At 73.5% G+C, this 17,487-nt stretch carries 14 protein-coding genes; 8 read left to right on the top strand and 6 right to left on the bottom strand.

Translation table 11 applies throughout. The features are described from left to right. Positions 1 to 20: 20 nt before the first annotated feature. From ACZ42X_RS30330 to ACZ42X_RS30315, 4 genes are all read right to left on the bottom strand, one after another. On the bottom strand, positions 21 to 821 hold the full coding sequence (locus tag ACZ42X_RS30330) for a pectate lyase (RefSeq protein ID WP_468296701.1): 801 nt from the start codon (positions 819 to 821) through the stop codon (positions 21 to 23). A 99-nt stretch (positions 822 to 920) separates the two neighbouring features. Continuing rightward, positions 921 to 1,550, bottom strand: coding sequence for a SigE family RNA polymerase sigma factor (locus tag ACZ42X_RS30325; protein WP_468296698.1), 630 nt, complete (start codon positions 1,548 to 1,550; stop codon positions 921 to 923). Positions 1,551 to 1,556: 6 nt separating this feature from the next. After that, a complete protein-coding gene (locus ACZ42X_RS30320; protein WP_468296695.1) occupies positions 1,557 to 2,411 on the bottom strand; it encodes an SMP-30/gluconolactonase/LRE family protein in 855 nt (284 codons plus the stop codon). Beyond that, complete coding sequence (locus tag ACZ42X_RS30315) at positions 2,408 to 3,181, bottom strand: IclR family transcriptional regulator (protein WP_361425105.1); 774 nt, start codon at positions 3,179 to 3,181, stop codon at positions 2,408 to 2,410. Before ACZ42X_RS30315 ends, ACZ42X_RS30320 begins: the two co-directional genes overlap by 4 nt. Before the next feature lie 250 nt (positions 3,182 to 3,431). On the opposite strand from ACZ42X_RS30315, the gene ACZ42X_RS30310 reads away from it, so the two are divergent. The 7 genes from ACZ42X_RS30310 to ACZ42X_RS30280 all read left to right on the top strand — a co-directional run bounded on the left by ACZ42X_RS30310 (position 3,432) and on the right by ACZ42X_RS30280 (position 11,815). After that, positions 3,432 to 4,586 carry a mandelate racemase/muconate lactonizing enzyme family protein gene (locus ACZ42X_RS30310; protein ID WP_468296692.1) on the top strand — a complete coding sequence of 385 codons (1,155 nt, stop codon included), beginning with the start codon at positions 3,432 to 3,434 and terminating at the stop codon, positions 4,584 to 4,586. Beyond that, on the top strand, positions 4,583 to 5,608 hold the full coding sequence (locus tag ACZ42X_RS30305; RefSeq protein ID WP_468296689.1) for a zinc-dependent alcohol dehydrogenase: 1,026 nt from the start codon (positions 4,583 to 4,585) through the stop codon (positions 5,606 to 5,608). The genes ACZ42X_RS30310 and ACZ42X_RS30305 overlap by 4 nt, the downstream gene beginning before the upstream one ends. Before the next feature lie 101 nt (positions 5,609 to 5,709). Beyond that, entirely contained in the window at positions 5,710 to 6,726 is a 1,017-nt protein-coding gene (locus tag ACZ42X_RS30300; protein ID WP_468296686.1) for a hypothetical protein, read from the top strand. A gap of 3 nt (positions 6,727 to 6,729) precedes the next feature. Then, positions 6,730 to 7,839, top strand: a complete 1,110-nt coding sequence (gene chvE / locus ACZ42X_RS30295) for a multiple monosaccharide ABC transporter substrate-binding protein (protein ID WP_468296683.1) — start codon at positions 6,730 to 6,732, stop codon at positions 7,837 to 7,839. Continuing rightward, entirely contained in the window at positions 7,836 to 9,395 is a 1,560-nt protein-coding gene (gene mmsA, locus ACZ42X_RS30290) for a multiple monosaccharide ABC transporter ATP-binding protein (protein WP_468296680.1), read from the top strand. Before chvE ends, mmsA begins: the two co-directional genes overlap by 4 nt. A gap of 9 nt (positions 9,396 to 9,404) precedes the next feature. After that, positions 9,405 to 10,634 (top strand): multiple monosaccharide ABC transporter permease, encoded by a 1,230-nt coding sequence (gene mmsB / locus ACZ42X_RS30285; RefSeq protein WP_468296678.1) that lies wholly within the window; start codon positions 9,405 to 9,407, stop codon positions 10,632 to 10,634. 29 nt (positions 10,635 to 10,663) lie between these two features. After that, entirely contained in the window at positions 10,664 to 11,815 is a 1,152-nt protein-coding gene (locus ACZ42X_RS30280) for an aldose epimerase family protein (RefSeq protein ID WP_468296675.1), read from the top strand. On the opposite strand, the gene ACZ42X_RS30275 is transcribed toward ACZ42X_RS30280, so the two are convergent. Further along, entirely contained in the window at positions 11,816 to 12,694 is an 879-nt protein-coding gene (locus ACZ42X_RS30275; protein ID WP_468296672.1) for a class I SAM-dependent methyltransferase, read from the bottom strand. A 236-nt stretch (positions 12,695 to 12,930) separates the two neighbouring features. Between ACZ42X_RS30275 and ACZ42X_RS30270 the strand changes: the two genes are divergently transcribed. Next, a complete protein-coding gene (locus ACZ42X_RS30270; RefSeq protein ID WP_468296670.1) occupies positions 12,931 to 14,508 on the top strand; it encodes a hypothetical protein in 1,578 nt (525 codons plus the stop codon). Here ACZ42X_RS30270 and ACZ42X_RS30265 read toward each other — a convergent pair. Then, complete coding sequence (locus ACZ42X_RS30265) at positions 14,430 to 17,357, bottom strand: glycoside hydrolase family 3 C-terminal domain-containing protein (protein WP_468296668.1); 2,928 nt, start codon at positions 17,355 to 17,357, stop codon at positions 14,430 to 14,432. The genes ACZ42X_RS30270 and ACZ42X_RS30265 overlap by 79 nt on opposite strands. Positions 17,358 to 17,487 lie beyond the last annotated feature (130 nt).

The following is a 17,487-nucleotide window of genomic DNA, read 5'->3' as shown; positions in this document are numbered from 1 at the left end:
CGGTGGCGTGGCCCGCGGTGTTACCGGTAGGTGATGTCCGACGCCGTGTAGCGGCAGTAGGTGCCGTCGGGGCCGCTGCCGGTCTGGACGGGTTCGGCTCCCGTGTTGTTGCCGGTGTAGCGCACGCACGGCTTGATCTTCCTGCTGCTGTCGCCGTGGATGCGGATGTTGCGCAGGGTGGCCGTGTCGCCGTAGTTGGTGTTGATGCCCGCGATGGTGGAACCCGGCGCCGTGACGTCGACGTCGTCGACGACGATCGTGCGCTTGTACTGGGTGGAGCAGTTGCCGCAGGAGCGCACCAGCTTGCCGAACTCGGCGACCTGGAAGCCGGTGATGGTCAGCTTGCCCGCGCCGTTGAACTGGAAGACCTTGTCGGAGGCCTTCTTCGCGCCGCCGCCGGTGACGGTGTACACGGCGCCGGACGAGGAGGACCTGAAGGTGGCGGCGTCCTCGCCGACGTCCTCCCACCACACGTTCTGCAGCGTGCAGCTGCCCAGGCAGTGGACGCCGTCGGCGGCCGGGGAGCCGAGGACGACGTTCTTGAGGACGGCGCCGTCCTTCAGCCGGAACAGCGGGGCCTGGCCCTCGTCCTGTCCGCCGTCGCCGAGGTCGCCGGTGCCGTAGTGGCGGGCCATGCCGCCGTCGTACGTGCCGGAGAACTCGATGGTCGCCGGGACGGGCTTGCTGCCGTTGGGCGTCGGCCAGGCTGCGGCGGCACCGGCGGGGGTCGGTGTGAGGGCGGCCGCGAGGGCGGCGGTGGTCAGTACGGCCGCGCCGGCGAACGCCGTACGGCCGCGGCGGCGGGTGTCGTGTCGGCTCATGGGGTCCCGTTCCTTCGGTGTGGGGGTGAGACCTTTCGCCTGCTGGTCGCCGCCGGGGGAGGAAGGGTTGCCGCTCGGGACCGGCGGATTTCCACGCCGTTACGCGGTGACGTCGCGCAGGCCCTCCGCGAGCCGCGCCGCGGCCCTGCTGCCGAGCAGCTGTTCCAGCTGGGCCATCGCCCGGGAGGTCTGGCTCTTCACCGTGCCGACCGAGATGCCGAGGCTGAGCGCGGTGTCCCGTTCGGAGAGGTCGAAGGAGTGCCGCAGGACGACGCAGGCGCGCTTGCGGAACGGCAGCCGGCGCAGGGCGCCCTGGACGTCGACGACCGCCGGTACGTCGGGCTCGTCGGTGTGGTCGCCGCGCTGTGACCAGAACAGCGCGACGCGGCGGCGTTCGCGTACGGCGCTGCGGATGCGACTGCGGGCGAGGTTGGCGACGACTCCCCTGGCGTACGCGCCCGGGTGGTCGGCGGCCCGGACGCGGTCCCAGCGGTGCCAGAGGGCGAGCAGCGCGTCGGCGGCGAGGTCGTCGGCGGCGTCGGCCTCACCGGTCAGCAGGTGGGCGAGGCGGGCGAGTTCGGCGTAGTGGCGCTCGAAGAACGCGTGGAACTCGGCCGCGGCGAGGCCGTCGTCCCCGCCGCGGTGCCGCGCGGCCGGAGGGCCGTCGTCGGCCGCGGGGCGCTCCGCCGGCGTGCGTCGCCCGGTGTGCGCCTCCGGTGAGGGCCCCATGCCCCCTCACCCCCCGAAGGCGGTGCCGGGCAGGCCGGCGCCCGCGTCCGGCAGGACGAGGAGCGATCCGGCGAGGGGGTGCGGGCGGGACAGGCCGGTGCGGGCGGTGGTGATGTAGAGGTCGCGCAGGCCGGGGCCGCCGAAGGCGCAGGCGGTGGGGCGGCGTACGGGCAGTTCGACGGTGCGGTCGAGGCGGCCGTCGGGGGTGTAGCGGCGCAGCGCGCCGCCGTCCCAGAGGGCGACCCAGACGCAGCCGTCGGCGTCGACGGTCAGGCCGTCCGGGAAGCCGGCGCCGGGCTCGACCGTGGCCAGGGGACGGCGGTCGGCGACGCGCTCGCCGTCGACGCGGCAGACGTCGATCCGGCGCGTGGGGGTGTCGATGTAGTACATGCGCGTGCCGTCCGGGCTCCACCCGGTGCCGTTGCTGACGGACACGTCCGGGAAGACGACGGCCGCGGTCCCGTCGGGCGCGATCCGGGTCAGGGTGCCGCCGCCGGGCGCCTCGTCGTAGCGCATGGTGCCCGCCCACAGGGCGCCGTCGGGTGCCACGGCGGCGTCGTTGCCGCGGCGCCCGGCGACGGGGTCGTGGAGGAGCCAGCGGAACGCGCCGCCCGCGTCGTACAGGCCGATGCCGTCCCGCAGGTTGACCACGAGTCCGCCGCCGGTGCGCGGCTTGGCGGCGCCGACGTGCTGACCGGTGGTCAGGACGGTGCGGCGGCCGCTGCCGGGGGCGTAGGTGTGGACGCGGGAGCCGAGGATGTCGACCCAGACGAGCCGTCCGGCCGCCGGGTCCCAGGTGGGGCCCTCGCCGAGCCCGGCCTGTTCCCGTACGGCGACCTCGAGGCCGGGCGCGCGGTTCACCGGGTGCCGCCGCGGTGGCCGAGGCTGACGGAGAGGTCGTCGGCCCCCTTGGCGGCGAGTTCGGCGAGTTCCGCCTCGCGCTGGTCGCTCCAGCGGATCATCGGGACGGAGACGGACAGCGCGGCGACGACCCGGCCGGCGCTGTCGCGTACGGGCGCGGCGACGCAGGCGACGTCGGGGTTGGACTCCCGGTGCTCGGTGGCGATGCCGCGCGCGCGGATCGCGGCGAGCGCGGCGCGCAGCTCGTCGGGGTCGGTGAGGCTGTTGGGGGTCATGGCCACCAGCTCGCGGCCGGCGATGCGGCGGTCCAGCTCGTCCTCGGGGAGGGCGGCGAGGAGCATCTTGCCGACGGAGGTGCAGTGGGCCGGGAGCCTGCGCCCGGCGGCGGAGACCATGCGCACGGCGTGGGTGGAGTCCACCTTGGCGATGTAGATGACGTCGAGGTCCTCGAGGATGGCGACGTGCACGGTCTCGTCGCAGGTCTCGGCCACCTCGCGGGCGACGCGCTGGCCCTCGGCGGCGAGGTCGAGCTGTTCGGCGTACCGGCTGCCGAGCTGGTAGGTGCGCACGCCGAGGCGGTAGCGGCCCGGCTGGTCGGCGACGGGCACCAGGTAGGCGCGGGCGGCGAGGGTGGTGAGCAGCTCGTGCACGGTGGTGCGGGGCAGCTGGAGCCTGCGGGTGACCTCGGGGGCGGAGAGGGTGCCGTCTCCCTCCAGGAACAGCTCCAGGATGTCGAGCGCTCTGGTCACCGCGGGGACGAGACGGCCCATTCCGGCCACCCCTCTCTTCGTTCGAAACTCCGGCATGTGGCCGGTATGACGAACACAGGCTAACCACAGGCCACTTCGACGGGCAACGGCCGTGCGTCACCCATTGACACCTCCGGAGGGACTGCATACGGTCACGCCAAGATTTCGAACGTGTGACGAAATCTCGAACGCGTCGCATGACGCGGACCCAACGCACCGAACGCACCGATCGACCTGAACGACCCGAAAGGGCAGAAGGGCGGCCACTGCCGTGCGCATCACCGGCATCAGTACGCATGTCGTCGGGACCCCCTGGCGCAACCTCACCTATGTGCTCGTGCACACCGACGAAGGGCTCACCGGCGTCGGCGAGACCCGCATGCTCGGCCACACCGACGCGCTGCTCGGCTACCTGAGGGAGGCCGAGGCCAACCACATCGCCGGTTCCGACCCGTTCGCGGTGGAGGACCTCGTGCGGCGGATGAAGTACGGCGACTACGGCCGCGCCGGCGAGATCGTCATGTCGGGCATCGCGGTCGTGGAGATGGCGTGCTGGGACATCAAGGGCAAGGCGCTGGGCGTGCCGGTCTGGCAGCTGCTCGGCGGCAAGGTGACGGACCGCGTCAAGGCGTACGCGAACGGCTGGTACACCACCGAGCGCACCCCGGAGGCGTACCACAAGGCGGCGCAGGAGGTCGTGGCGCGCGGCTACCGGGCGCTGAAGATCGACCCGTTCGGTACCGGGCACTTCGAGCTGGACGCGGAGCAGACGCGGTACGCGGTGTCGCTGATCGAGGCGGTGCGGGACGCGATCGGCCCGGACGCGGAGCTGATGCTGGAGATGCACGGGCGGTTCAGCCCGGCGACGGCGGTGCGGCTGGCGAAGGAGATGGCGCCGTTCGCGCCGGCCTGGCTGGAGGAGCCGGTGCCGCCGGAGAACCTCAAGGCGCTGAAGAAGGTCGCCGAGAAGGTGGACCTGCCGGTGGCGACGGGCGAGCGGATCCACGACCGGATCGAGTTCCGCGAGCTGTTCGAGTCGCAGGCGGCCGACATCATCCAGCCGGACCTCGGGCACATCGGCGGCATCCTGGAGACACGGAAGCTGGCGGCGACCGCCGAGACGCACTACATGCTCGTCGCCCCGCACAACGTCGGCGGCTCGGTGCTGACCGCGGCCTCCCTCCAACTGGCGGCCTGCACCCCGAACTTCAAGATCCTGGAGCACTTCAACGACTTCGCGGACGCGGAGATCAAGAAGGTGGCGAAGGGCGCCCCGCAGGTGGACCCGGCCACCGGCTGCTTCGAGGTCTCGCACGCGCCGGGCCTGGGCGTGGAGCTGGACGTGGACGCGGCGGCGGAGTTCCCGCAGCAGAAGGCGCGGTTCGACCTGTGGGCCGAGGGCTGGGAGAAGAGGGCCCCGAAGTGAGCGGGCCGCCGCGCAGCCGCGCGCTGGTCGTCGACCGGCCGGGCGCGCACCGGCTGGTCGAGCGCGACGTCCCGGCACCCGGACCCGGCGAGGTCCTCGTCCGGGTCGCCGCCGCCGGGATCTGCATGAGCGACCGCGAGGTGTACGACGGCCACCGCGACGCCGCGTACGTGCGCTACCCGGTGATCCCGGGCCACGAGTGGTCCGGCACCGTGGAGGCCGTCGGCGCGGGCGTGGACCCGGCGCTGACCGGCCGCAAGACGGTCGCCGAGGGGTTCCGCGCCTGCGGCCGGTGCGAGCGGTGCCGGTGCGGCGAGACCAGCCTGTGCACCGGCGGCTACGCCGAGACCGGCTTCACCGAGCCGGGCGCGTTCGCCGACCACGTCGTCGTGCCGGCGCGGCTGCTGCACCCGCTGCACGACGACGCCGACCTGCGCGCGGCGGCCCTGCTGGAGCCGTCCGCGGTGATCGCGGCGGCGGTCCGGACCGGGCGGCCGCGCCCCGGCGAGCGCGTCGCGGTGGTGGGCGCGGGCACCCTCGGGCTGCTCGCGGTGCAGCTGCTGGCCGCGTCGTCGCCGGCCGAGCTGACGGTGATCGACCCGCGGGCGGCGCGCGGCGAGCAGGCGCTGCGGTTCGGGGCGAGCGAGACGCTCTCCCCGGAGGAGGCCGAGGCGCTGCGCGGGCGGTTCGACCTCGTGGTGGAGACGGCGGGCGCGCCGTCGACGGCCGCCGCGTCGTGCCTGCTGGCGCGCCGGGGCGGGCGCGTGGTGCTGACCGGGATGTTCACGCCCGGCGCGGTCGGCATCGACCCGGTGCACCTGTCGCTGAGCCAGCTGGAGATCCGCAGCATCTTCGGCGCCCCGTCGTCGGCGTGGTGCGACGCGGTCCGGGCCTTCGGGCTCGGCCTGCTCGATCCCGCGCCGCTGATCACGCACGAGTTCCCGCTGGAGCGGTTCGCGGACGCCGTCGCGCTGGTCGGCGGCGGCGACGCCAAGACCGGGAAGGTGCTGCTGCGCCCGTAGCGGCGTCTCCCTCTGTGCCGTACGGCGGTACGGGGTGCGCCTGACAGCCCCCGTACCGCCGTACACCCCACGTACCGAATGGCGTTCGGTATCCCGAACGCATGGAACCTAGGAGTCCCGTGACCACCCCGTCCCTCCCCCGGCGCCCCGGCGCCGACGCCCTCGCCTCGATCGGCCATCCGGCCCCGGCCGTGGAGGCGGCCGACGCCTCGCCGCACGCCTTCCCCGACGGGGGGGTGTGGCGCACCGAGATCCCGTCGGTCGAGGGCCCGGAGGCCCTGGCCGTCGTCCTCAAGGAGAGCTCGCGGCTGCACGTGCCGGTGCACCGCGTCAGCCAGGGCAGCGGCGTGTGGATGCTCACCGACGCCGAGATCACCGACATGGTGGAGTCCTGCGCCGAACGCGACATCGAGCTCTGCCTGTTCACCGGCCCGCGCGGCACCTGGGACATCGGCGCGGGCACCCGCACCGACTCCGGCGGCGCCGGGCTGCGCGCCCGCGGCCACGACGCGCTCGCCGGGTGCGTGGAGGACGCCCTGCGCGCCGCCTCGCTCGGCGTGCGCTGCCTGCTCGTCGCCGACGAGGGCGTCCTGTGGACGCTGCACCGGCTGCGCGAGGCCGGGGGGCTGCCCGCCGGCACCACGTTCAAGCTGTCCGCGCTGACCGGCCCCGTCAACCCGGCCTCGTACGCCGTCTACGAGCACCTGGGCGCGGACTCCCTCAACGTGCCGTCCGACCTGACCCTGGATCACCTCACCGAGATCCGCCGGGTCAGCCGGGCCCCGATGGACATGTACGTCGAGGCGCCCGACGACCTCGGCGGCTACATCCGCATGTACGAGGTGGCCGAGCTGATCCGGCGCGGCGCCCCGCTGTACCTGAAGTTCGGCCTGAGCCGCTCGCCCGGCATCTACCCGTACGGGGCCCAGCTGCGCGACACCGCGCTGGCCACGGCCCGCGAGCGGGTGCGGCGGGGCCGGCTCGTGCTGGACCTGCTGGCCCGCCACGGCGCCGACGGCGGGATGTCCCCGCTCGGCGCGCGGCTGCCGGGTGAGCTCCGCCGCTTCCCCGCTCCCGCTCCCGCCCCCGCTCCCGTCCCGGTCCCGGAAGGCGACTGATCCATGCGCGTACCCCGTATCACCGCCGCCGCGGCGCTCGCCGCGCTGCTCGCCGTCTCCGTCACCGCCTGCGGCCAGGAGGCCCGCGGCGGCAGCCGCTACAAGCCCGCCGGGGGCAAGGGCGGCGTCATCGGCCTGGCCATGCCGACCAAGGCGTCGGAGCGGTGGATCGCCGACGGCGAGAACATGGCGGAGCAGTTCGAGAAGGCCGGTTACGAGACCGACCTCCAGTACGGCGACGACAAGGTCGAGAACCAGATCGCCCAGATCGAGAACATGATCACCAAGGGGCGCAGGCTGCTGGTGGTCGCCGCCATCGACGGCTCCGCGCTCACCGAGGTGCTCCAGCGCGCCGAGGACGCGGGCATCCCCGTGATCGCGTACGACCGCCTCATCATGGGCAGCGAGCACGTCGACTACTACGCGTCGTTCGACAACGAGCGGGTCGGCGAGCTGGAGGCCCGCTACATCGTCGAGAAGCTGAAGCTGGGCGAGCCCGCCGCCAAGGGCGCCTCGTACACCATCGAGCTGTTCGCCGGGTCGCCGGACGACAACAACACCACCTACTTCTGGAACGGCGCCATGAAGGTGCTGAAGCCGTACCTGGACTCCGGCCGGCTGGTGGTGCGCAGCAAGCAGACGCGGATGAACCAGGCGACCACGCTGCGCTGGGACGGCGGCACCGCGCAGAAGCGGATGGACGACCTGATCAGCAAGAACTACGGCGAGGAGCGGGTGGACGCGGTCCTCTCGCCCTACGACGGGATCTCGATCGGTGTCATCTCGGCGCTGAAGAGCGCCGGTTACGGGTCGAAGGGGCGGCCGCTGCCGATCGTCACCGGGCAGGACGCGGAGCTGGCGTCGGTGAAGTCGATCCTCCGGGGCGAGCAGACGCAGACCGTCTTCAAGGACACGCGCAAGCTGGCGGCGCAGGCGGTGAAGATGGGCGACGCGGTGCTGAACGGCCGCACGCCGGAGGTCAACAACACCCGCGACTACCACAACGGCAAGAAGGCCGTGCCGGCATACCTCCTCGACCCGGTGAGCATCGACAGGTCGAACACCGATCTCCTCGTCCGCGAGGGCTACTTCACCGCCGGGCAGCTGCGGTGAGCGGGCGCCCGGTCCTGCAGATGCGGGGGATCACCAAGACCTTCCCGGGCGTCACGGCGCTCTCGGACGTAAACCTCACCGTGCGCGCCGGGGAGGTCCACGCGGTCTGCGGCGAGAACGGCGCCGGCAAGTCGACGTTGATGAAGGTCCTCAGCGGCGTCCACCCGCACGGGTCGTACGAGGGTGAGATCCGCTTCGAGGGCGAGCCGGTGGCGTTCAAGGACATCCGGGCCAGCGAGCGGCGCGGCATCGTGATCATCCATCAGGAGCTGGCCCTCGTGCCGTACCTGTCGATCGCCGAGAACATCTTCCTCGGCAACGAGCGGGCCAGGCGCGGCTTCGTCGACTGGACCGCGACGCTGCGCGAGGCGAGCCGGCTGATGCAGCGGGTCGGGCTGCGCGAGGCGCCGCAGACCCCGGTCGCCGACCTCGGCGTGGGCAAGCAGCAGCTGGTGGAGATCGCCAAGGCGCTGGCGAAGGAGGTGAAGCTGCTCATCCTCGACGAGCCGACGGCCGCGCTCAACGACGAGGACAGCGCGAAGCTCCTCGACCTCATCCTGGAGCTGCGCGCGCAGGGCGTCGCGAGCATCGTCATCTCGCACAAGCTGAACGAGATCCGGCGCGTCACGGACGCCGTGACGATCCTGCGCGACGGTCGCACCATCGAGACCCTGACGGTCCGCCGGACGCCGGACGCCGCACCGGAGCTGTCGGAGGACCGGATCATCCGGGGCATGGTCGGCCGCGACCTGGACCAGCGCTTCCCGGAGCGCACGCGGTACGAGGGCGAGGACGCGGGCCGGGTCGCGCTGCGCGTCCGGGGGTGGACGGTCCGGCATCCGGCCGACCCCCAGCGCCTGGTCGTGGACGACGTGTCGCTGACCGTGCGGCGCGGCGAGATCGTCGGCATCGCGGGCCTGATGGGCGCGGGCCGCACCGAACTCGCGATGTCCGTCTTCGGCCGGTCGTACGGCGGCTATGTCGCCGGGACGGTCGAGGTGAACGGGCGCGAGGTGGTCACCGGCACCGTGCCGGCGGCGATCGCGGCGGGCATCGCGTACGTCACGGAGGACCGCAAGCGGTACGGGCTGAACCTCATCGACACCGTCCACCGCAACATCTCGCTGGCGTCCCTGCCCGGGATGCGGCGCCGGGGCGTGGTCGACGAGCACCACGAGCGCCGGGTCGCCGAGGGGTACCGCACCACGATGAACATCAAGGCGCCGACGGTGTTCGAGGAGGTGGGGCGGCTGTCGGGCGGCAACCAGCAGAAGGTCGTGCTCAGCAAGTGGATCCACGCCGACCCCGAGGTGCTGATCCTCGACGAGCCCACGCGGGGCATCGACGTCGGCGCCAAGTACGAGATCTACACCGTCATCGACCGGCTGGCGGCGCAGGGCAAGGCGGTGCTGTTCATCTCCTCCGAACTGCCGGAGCTGCTGGGGATGTGCGACCGGATCTACACGATGGCTTCGGGCCGGCTGACCGGTGAGGTCGCCCGCGCCGACGCCACCCAGGAAGTCCTGATGCGCCAGATGACCATGAACAGAAGCTGAGGCACCGCCATGACGACCACGACCACTCCCCCGCGTCGCCGGCCACAGGACACCCCGTCGCAGCCGTCGGCGGGCGCGCTGCTCCTGCGCGGCCTGCGGGGCAACATGCGCCAGTACGGCATGCTGATCGCGCTGGCCTTCATCATCGTGCTGTTCCAGATATGGACCGACGGCACGCTGCTGCTGCCGAACAACGTCTCCAACCTGATCCAGCAGAACGGCTACATCCTCATCCTCGCCATGGGCATGATGATCGTCATCATCGCCGGGCACATCGACCTGTCCGTCGGCTCGCTGGTGGCCTTCGTCGGCGCCATGGCGGCGGTGATGATGGTCAAGCACGACCTGCCGTGGGTGCTCGCGCTGGTGCTGTCGCTGCTGATCGGCGCGGTGGCGGGCGCGTGGCAGGGCTTCTTCATCGCCTACCTCGGCATCCCGTCGTTCATCGTGACGCTCGCCGGCATGCTGCTCTTCCGCGGCCTCACCCAGATCGTGCTGGAGGGCCAGTCGATCGCGCCGTTCCCGGAGGGCTTCCAGAACCTCGCCAAGGGCTTCATCCCGGAGATGGGCCCGTACACGCAGTACCACAACCCGACGCTGCTGCTCGGCCTGGCCGCGGTGGTCCTGCTGCTGCTGCGCGAGTGGCGGGGCCGTCGGCGGCAGCTCGCCTACGAGCTGGACGTGATGCCGTTCGGCCTGTGGGCGGCGAAGTGCACGGCCATCACGGCGGCGGTCGTGGCGTTCACGCTGACGCTGGCGAGCTTCCACGGCGTGCCCGTGGTGATGCTCGTCATGTGCGCCCTGCTGATCGGCCTCGGCTACGTGATGCGCAACGCGGTCATCGGACGCCATGTGTACGCGCTCGGCGGCAACAAGGCGGCGGCCACGCTGTCCGGCGTCAAGGACAAGCGCGTCACCTTCCTCGTCTTCGTCAACATGGGCGTCCTGGCGGCGCTCGCGGGCTGCGTGTACGCGGCACGGCTCAACGCCGGCACCCCGCAGGCGGGCCTCAACTTCGAACTGGAGGCCATCGCCGCCTCCTTCATCGGCGGCGCCTCGATGAGCGGCGGCGTCGGCACGGTGATGGGCGCCGTGATCGGCGGCCTGGTGCTCGGCGTGCTCAACAACGGCATGTCGCTGGTCGGCATCGGCACGGACTACCAGCAGGTCATCAAGGGCCTGGTGCTGCTGGCGGCGGTCGGCTTCGACGTCTGGAACAAGCGCAGGGCCGGCAAGTAACCCCACTCCCCGGAGCCTGGAGGCCACGGATGGACACGAGCAGACGTACGGTACTGGCGGCCGCGGCCGCCGCGGGACTCATGGCGGCGGCGGGGACCCCCGCGTACGCGTCGTCGGAAAGCAGGACACCCGTGAAGGAACTGTTCGGCACCCTCCCCGACGGGACGAAGGTGTACCGCTGGACGGTGGAGAACGGCGGCACGCGGCTGAGGGTGCTGTCGTACGGCGGCATCGTCCAGTCGCTGGAGACACCCGACCGGCACGGCCGGTACGCCAATGTCTCCCTCGGCTTCGACGGCCTCGACGACTACCTCTCCTCGACCACCTTCTTCGGCGCGCTGATCGGCCGGTACGGCAACCGCATCGCGGGCGGCCGCTTCACCCTCGATGGCACGGCGTACCGGCTGTCCGTCAACGACGGCCCCAACAGCCTGCACGGCGGGGAGCGTGGCTTCGACCGACGGGTGTGGGACGTCGAACCCTTCACCGGCCCCGGCGGGACCGGGCTGGTGCTGCGGTACGTGAGCGCGGACGGCGAGATGGGCTTCCCGGGCACGCTGCGCGCCACCGTCACGTACACCCTGACGGCCCGGGGTGACTGGCGGATCGACTACGCGGCGACCACCGACCGGCCGACCGTCGTGAACCTGACCAACCACACCTACTTCAACCTCGCGGGCGAGGGCAGCGGCTCCGTCCTCGGGCACGAGCTGCGGCTGGCCGCCTCCCGCTACCTCCCGACCGACGCGACGCTCATCCCGACCGGCGAGCGCGCGCAGGTGGCCGGCACGCCGTTCGACTTCCGCCGCGCCAAGCCCGTCGGCGAGGACATCCGCACGGCGCACGAGCAGCTGGTGACGGCCAAGGGGTACGACCACAACTGGGTCCTCGACAAGGGCGTGACCGCCCGGCCCGAGGCCGTCGCGACGCTGCGCGACCTGGTCTCGGGGCGGGCGATGCGGATCGCGACGACCGAGCCGGGCGTGCAGTTCTACTCCGGGAACTTCCTGGACGGCTCCCTCGCCGGCCCGTCCGGGCGCGTCTACCGGCAGAGCGACGGGCTGTGCCTGGAGACCCAGCACTTCCCCGACTCGCCGAACCGGCCGGAGTTCCCCTCGACGGTGCTGCGGCCGGGCGAGACGTACCGCTCGACGACGGTGCACGTCTTCTCGGCGCGCTGATCACGCCGGTGCGGCGGCGTGCGTGACGCGGAGCTTCGACTGGCCGTGGGGCAGGGCCTCCCAGTCGTCCATGAAGCGGGCGGCGAGGCCGTGCTTCGCGGCCAGCCGCGTCAGGGTCTCCGTGCGGTAGTAGAAGTCCTCGCCGAGGACCTGGTGCTCGGTGGTCTCGGTGCGGTCGTAGGTGAAGTCGAAGAACCCGCCGGGCGCCAGGATCCGGCCGACGTGGGCGAGGCACTCGTCGATGACGTGCAGCGGGGAGTGGGAGAAGACGCTGTGCGCGTGCACCACCGTGAAGGCACCGTCGGGGAGGAAGTCGAGGCGGAGGTCGTTCACCGGGGTGAGGTAGGGCAGCTTGTCCTGCAGCCCGTACTGGACGAGGGTCTTCTTCGCCTCGATGAGGATGTCGGGCGAGATGTCGACGCCGTAGTAGTGGCCCGGGTTCAGGTGCTGGATGAACCGCCATCCGGCGCGCAGGTTGCCGCAGCCGATCTCCAGCAGCCGGTCGTCCGGCCGCAGCCCGTGGGACATCAGGTAGTCGAACTGCATCTGCCCGAGGGCCAGCCAGCGCTCGCGTGACGCGACACCGCCGACCGCCGCCTCCGGGCTGCGGGCGGTGTCGGACGCCATCACCGCCCGGTAGTAGGCGATGTGGTCGCCGCCGTGCCGCAGCCGCAGCAGGGTGTCCCGCCCGGCGCGGCGCAGGTACGGCACCACGCGCGCGGGGTTGCGCAGCGCGTAGCGCACCTTGTGGCCGAGGCGGGCCCGGTTCGCCGTGAGGCGCGAGGGGGGCCGGGACGCGGGCGTGGACACGGGTACGGGTACGGGTGTCGCGCCGGATGCGGTGCCGGATGTGGGTGTGGACGCGGGTGTGTGCTGCATGGCGGCCTCCGTGCCATCCGTGCCTACCGTGGCTTTCACCGCTCAGCATCCGCGCGCATGCGCGCCGGAGGCGGCCGGTCGCCGCCGGAAACCACCGTCTCACCCGTTCGTGAGGGTCCATTGGGCCGACTGCCGTTCCGGCGTGGTGGCGCGGCCGCTCCCGCCCGAGCGTGGAGGGGACAGGCCGGGGAGACGGTCCCCCGCGTCCCCCGCACACCCCCGAGCGAGGCCGGGCCATGCAGGAATCAGTCGTCGTCGGCGTGCGCGGCCCTGTGCCGCATGTGGCGCTGGAGGAGAGCCGGAACCCGCGGCCCGGGGCGGGCGGCCCCGCGCTGCCGTCGCTGGCGGGCGTGGCCGCCGCGTTCACGCTCGCGCACCTCGTCCTGGTCGCCCGGGGCCTCGGGCTCGGGTGGGACGAGACGGTGTACGTCAGCCAGGTCAGCCCGCACGCCCCCGCGGCGTTCTTCAGCGCGCCCCGCGCCCGGGGTGTCAGCTACCTCGTCGCACCGGTCACCGCGGTGACCGGGTCGGTCGCGGCGCTGCGCCTGTACCTGGCCGTGCTGGCCGGGATCGGGCTGTTCGTCGCGCTGTGGGTGTGGCGGCGGCTGCTGCCCGCCCCCGTCCTCGCCCTGGCGGGGGCGCTGTTCGCGAGCCTGTGGATCACCCTGTTCTACGCCGGGCAGGCGATGCCGAACCTGTGGGTGGCGTACGGGGCGCTGGCCGCGACGGGCTGCTTCCTGCGGGCGGCGCGCGACCCGGGTGACCGGTGGGCCGTGGGGGGCATGGTCACCGCGGTGGCGTTCGCCGGGGTGATGCGGCCGGCCGACGCGGTGTGGCTGGTGCTGGCGCTGGCGGCGGCGGCCGTGGTGACACGCGCGTGGCGGTGGCCGCTGCTGCTGGTGGCGCTCGCGGTGGGCCTCGCGCTGGGCTGGGCCGAATGGGTCATGGAGGCGTACACCCGGTACGGCGGGCTGACGGCCCGGCTGGAGCGGGCGAGCGAGATCCAGGGCGGCCTCGGCTGGTACCTCACCGTGGACGACCACGCGCGGGCGCTGGGCGGGCGGACGCTGTGCCGCCCGTGCGACGTGCCGTGGCGGCACCCGGCCGCCGCCCTGTGGTTCTTCGCGCTGCCGCTGCTGGTCGCGGGCGGTGTCGCGGCGGCGGCCCGGGCCCGGCTCCACCGCACCGAGCTGGCGGTGGCGGGCGCGGTCGGGGTGGCGCTGGCCCTGCCGTACCTCTTCACCGTCGGCTACGCGGCACCGCGCTTCCTGCTGCCCGCGTACGCGCTGCTGGCACTGCCCGTGGCCCGCTGCCTGCTGTGGCTGTGCCGGCCGAGGCCGCAGCGGGGACGGCGCCGCACCGTGGCCGCGCTCCTGGCGGTGGCGCTCCTCGCCCACCTGGCGGTCCAGTACCGGGTCCTCGACGGCGTCGCCGACCGGGTGCGCCGTGACACCCGGGACCTGACGCGGATCGCCGCCGCGCTCCACGCCCAGGGGGTCCGCCCGCCGTGCGTGGTCAGCGGCGAGGACGCGATCCGCGTCGCCTACCGCACCGGCTGCGCCTCGCGCCAGCCCGGCGGCCACGACGGCAGCATCACCCCCGAGGGCCTCACCGCCCTGTCCCGCCACCGCCCGGTCGCGGTCCTGGTCTCGGGCGGGGCCAGACCCCCGTCGTACGCCCGCACCTGGCGCGAGCACCCGCTGCCGGACCTGGGGCGGCTGACGCGCTACCGCGCCTACGTGGCGGGGCCGGACGGTGTGAAGCGGACGGACGCCAGCCGTACGGAGCCGGTGAGTTCGGTGCGGACGTCCTGAACGCCGCGGGCCGCGACGGGTGTCGTGAGCGTGGTGTAGTCGTACCTGCCGCCGCTGGTGGTGACGGTGAGGGCGGTGCGGAAGGCGCCGATGGCGAGGGTGACCGTGCCGGTGCCGGAGACCTCGAGGTCGGCCGAGGCGGCGCCGCCGGGGCCGAAGTCGCAGGCGCGGTGGAGCAGTTGGCCCGTGTGGGCGGGGTCGGCGGGGGTGACGCAGTCGCCGCGCTCCTTGGTGCGGTCGGCGAGGACGGTGGCGTGCTGTTCGTCGTAGTCGGCGGCGGCGAGGGGCCGGGTGAGGACGGGGCGCGGGGCGGGGGCGGGGCCGTCGAGGGTGAGCGTGGTGGTGAGGCGGATGTCGGTGCTGGAGGCGCCGGCGAGGAGTTCGTACGGGCCGGGTTCGACGGTCCAGCGGCCGTGGGCGACGTCCCAGAAGGCGAGGACGGAGAGGGGCAGGACGAACTCCAGGCGCCGCGACGCGCCGGGGGCGAGGTGGAGGCGGCGGTGGGCGGCGAGCTCGCGCAGCGGCCGGGGCACCGAGGGTGCGGCGGCCCGGACGTACAGCTGGGCGACCTCGTCGGCGGGGACGGCGCCGGTGTGGGTGACGGTGAACGCGACGCGGAGCGTGTCGCCGTCGCGGGTGGCGGTCAGGCCGTCGTAGGCGAAGGAGGCGTACGACAGGCCGTGGCCGAAGGGGAAGAGGGGGCGGCCGTCGAAGTAGAGGTACGTCTGGCGGCTGCCGATGACGTCGTAGTCCAGCAGGTCCGGCAGGTCGGCGTCGGCGGCGTACCAGGTCTGCGGCAGCCGTCCGGCCGGTGAGACCCCGCCGGTGAGGACCCGCGCGAGGGCCCTCCCGGCCGCCTGGCCGCCGTGGGCCGTCCAGAGCAGGGCGGGCAGGCGCGCGGCGGCGTCGCCGACGGCGTACGGGTAGGACGAGGTGAGGACGAGGACGGTACGGGGGTTGGCGGCGTGCGCCGCGCGCCAGAGGCGGTCCTGCGCCTCGGGGAGGGCGAGGGTGGTGCGGTCCTCGGTCTCGCGGCCGTTGATGTGGGGGTCGTTGCCCGCGACGACGATCACGACGTCCGCGCCGGCGGCGGCGCGCGCCACCGCGTCCGTGCCGCGCTCGACGGTCTCCACCGTGAAGACCTCGGCCCGTCCGGGCCCGTGTGCCGGCCCGGCGGCAACCTTCACGCCGTCGGCGGCGACGGAGACGTGCCCGCCCGTCCCCAGGTGCCTCAGGAGGTGGCCGTCGCCGTGTGGTTCGAGCCGGAACGTCTCCTGGACGATCCAGCCGCCGGGTTCCTCGGCCGACGCGCGTACGAAACCGTCGGCCGCGACGGAGAGGTGGCGGCCGTCCGGGGCGCGCAGGGTCAGGACGCCGCCGCCCCAGTCGGTCAGGGCGAGGACCGTGCCGTCGCCGTGCGGGTCGGCGGTCAGCGGCGGCAGGTCCGTACGTCCGGAGAGCAGCGCCGGGTCGAGCGCCCCCTCGGCGGTGCCGGGTGCCGCCGCGCCGGCCGGGGCCTCGGGCACCCGCAGCGCCCCGGCGGCGCAGCGCAGCCGGACGATGTCGGCGCCCTCGGCGTGGCTGACGCGCTCGGCGCCGCACCGCTCGCGCAGGCCGTCCAGGGGCGTGGAGCGGCGGATGAGGGTGCCGCTGTACCAGTCGAGCTTGCACGCGTCGGCGAGCGGTCCCACCACCGCGACGCGCTGACCGGCGGCCGGGTCGAGCGGCAGGAGGCCGTCGTTGGTGAGCAGCACCACGGCCTGCTCGGCCGCCTCCTGGGCCAGCGCCCGGTGCCCGGCGGTGTCGAGGGCGGTCTCGGGGGTGTGGTGCGCGTACGGGTCGAGCTCCGGGTCGAACTCGCCGAGCCGGAAGCGGACGTGGAGCTGGCGGCGTACGGCGGTGTCGACGGCGGCCTGGTCGATCAGGCCCGCCTCCCGCGCGCGGCGCAGGCGGGCGACGGTGGGCGAGCTGTCGGTGCCGTGGTCGGTGAAGCTGTCCACGCCGGCGCGCAGGGAGGCGGCGAGGGCCTCCTCGTGGGTGTCGAAGTAGTGCTCGGAGTCGACCAGGTTGCTGGGCGCGCCCGCGTCGGAGCAGACCAGGAGCTCCTGGTCGGTCCAGGTGCGCAGGTGCTCGGCGAGGTAGGGCGAGACGTGGTTGGGGCGGCCGTTGACCAGGTTGTACGCGGGCATGACCCCGGCCACGGCGCCCGCCTCGACGGCGGGGCGGAAGGCGCGCAGGTCGTACTCGCGCAGCACGCGGGGGCGTACGGAGGAGGAGGTGGTGGAGCGGTCGGTCTCGTTGTTGTGCGCGAGCCAGTGCTTGAGGACGGGCGCGGTGCGCCAGTACGTGGGGTGGTCGCCGCGCAGGCCTCGGGTGTAGGCGGTGGCGAGGGCGGAGGTGAGGGCCGGGTCCTCGGAGTAGCCCTCCTCGCCGCGGCCCCACAGGGGGTGGCGCAGCAGGTTGACGGTCGGCGCCCAGACGTTGAGGCCGACGCGGTCGTCGCGGGCGCGCAGCGCGCGGGCCTCGGTGGAGACGGCCTCGCCGACGCGGCGGACGAGGTCGTCGTTCCAGGTGGCGCCGAGGCCGACGGCCTGCGGGAAGACGGTGGCGGGGCCCATCCAGGCGACGCCGTGCAGGGCTTCCTGGCCGGTGCGGAAGGCGGCGATGCCGAGGCGGTCGACGGCGGGCGCGAACTGGTGGAGCCCCGCGATCCGTTCACCGGGCGTGAGGCGCCGGAGCAGGTCGTCGACGCGTTCGCCGAACGGCAGCCGGGGGTCGCGGAAGGGCGGGGGCGGGGGCGGTGCGGCGGCTCGCTCGGGGGTCGGCGCGGCGGCCGGCTCGACGGTCACGTCAGGTTCCCCTTGTCCAGCTGGTCCAGGAGTTCTTCGAAGCGCTTCGATGCTGATGCGATGCACGGACAGGTGTCAAGGGACCAGGAAGCGACGGGAGTTCATGGGGCGTCAATCATCGAACCGACTC

This window comes from Streptomyces sp. NPDC030862 (genome assembly GCF_055571835.1).
Note: the sequence above shows the minus strand (reverse complement) of the source record. Positions and strands in the feature narration are given on the sequence as shown.

Excerpts from the sequence above, each read along its gene's own strand:
- ACZ42X_RS30330 (WP_468296701.1), bottom strand. The coding sequence starts at position 821 with ATGAGCCGACACGACACCCGCCGCCGCGGCCGTACGGCGTTCGCCGGC.
- ACZ42X_RS30325 (WP_468296698.1), bottom strand. The coding sequence starts at position 1,550 with ATGGGGCCCTCACCGGAGGCGCACACCGGGCGACGCACGCCGGCGGAG.
- ACZ42X_RS30315 (WP_361425105.1), bottom strand. The coding sequence starts at position 3,181 with ATGGGCCGTCTCGTCCCCGCGGTGACCAGAGCGCTCGACATCCTGGAG.
- ACZ42X_RS30300 (WP_468296686.1), top strand. The coding sequence starts at position 5,710 with ATGGAACCTAGGAGTCCCGTGACCACCCCGTCCCTCCCCCGGCGCCCC.
- chvE (WP_468296683.1), top strand. The coding sequence starts at position 6,730 with ATGCGCGTACCCCGTATCACCGCCGCCGCGGCGCTCGCCGCGCTGCTC.
- mmsB (WP_468296678.1), top strand. The coding sequence starts at position 9,405 with ATGACGACCACGACCACTCCCCCGCGTCGCCGGCCACAGGACACCCCG.
- ACZ42X_RS30280 (WP_468296675.1), top strand. The coding sequence starts at position 10,664 with ATGGACACGAGCAGACGTACGGTACTGGCGGCCGCGGCCGCCGCGGGA.
- ACZ42X_RS30275 (WP_468296672.1), bottom strand. The coding sequence starts at position 12,694 with ATGCAGCACACACCCGCGTCCACACCCACATCCGGCACCGCATCCGGC.
- ACZ42X_RS30270 (WP_468296670.1), top strand. The coding sequence starts at position 12,931 with ATGCAGGAATCAGTCGTCGTCGGCGTGCGCGGCCCTGTGCCGCATGTG.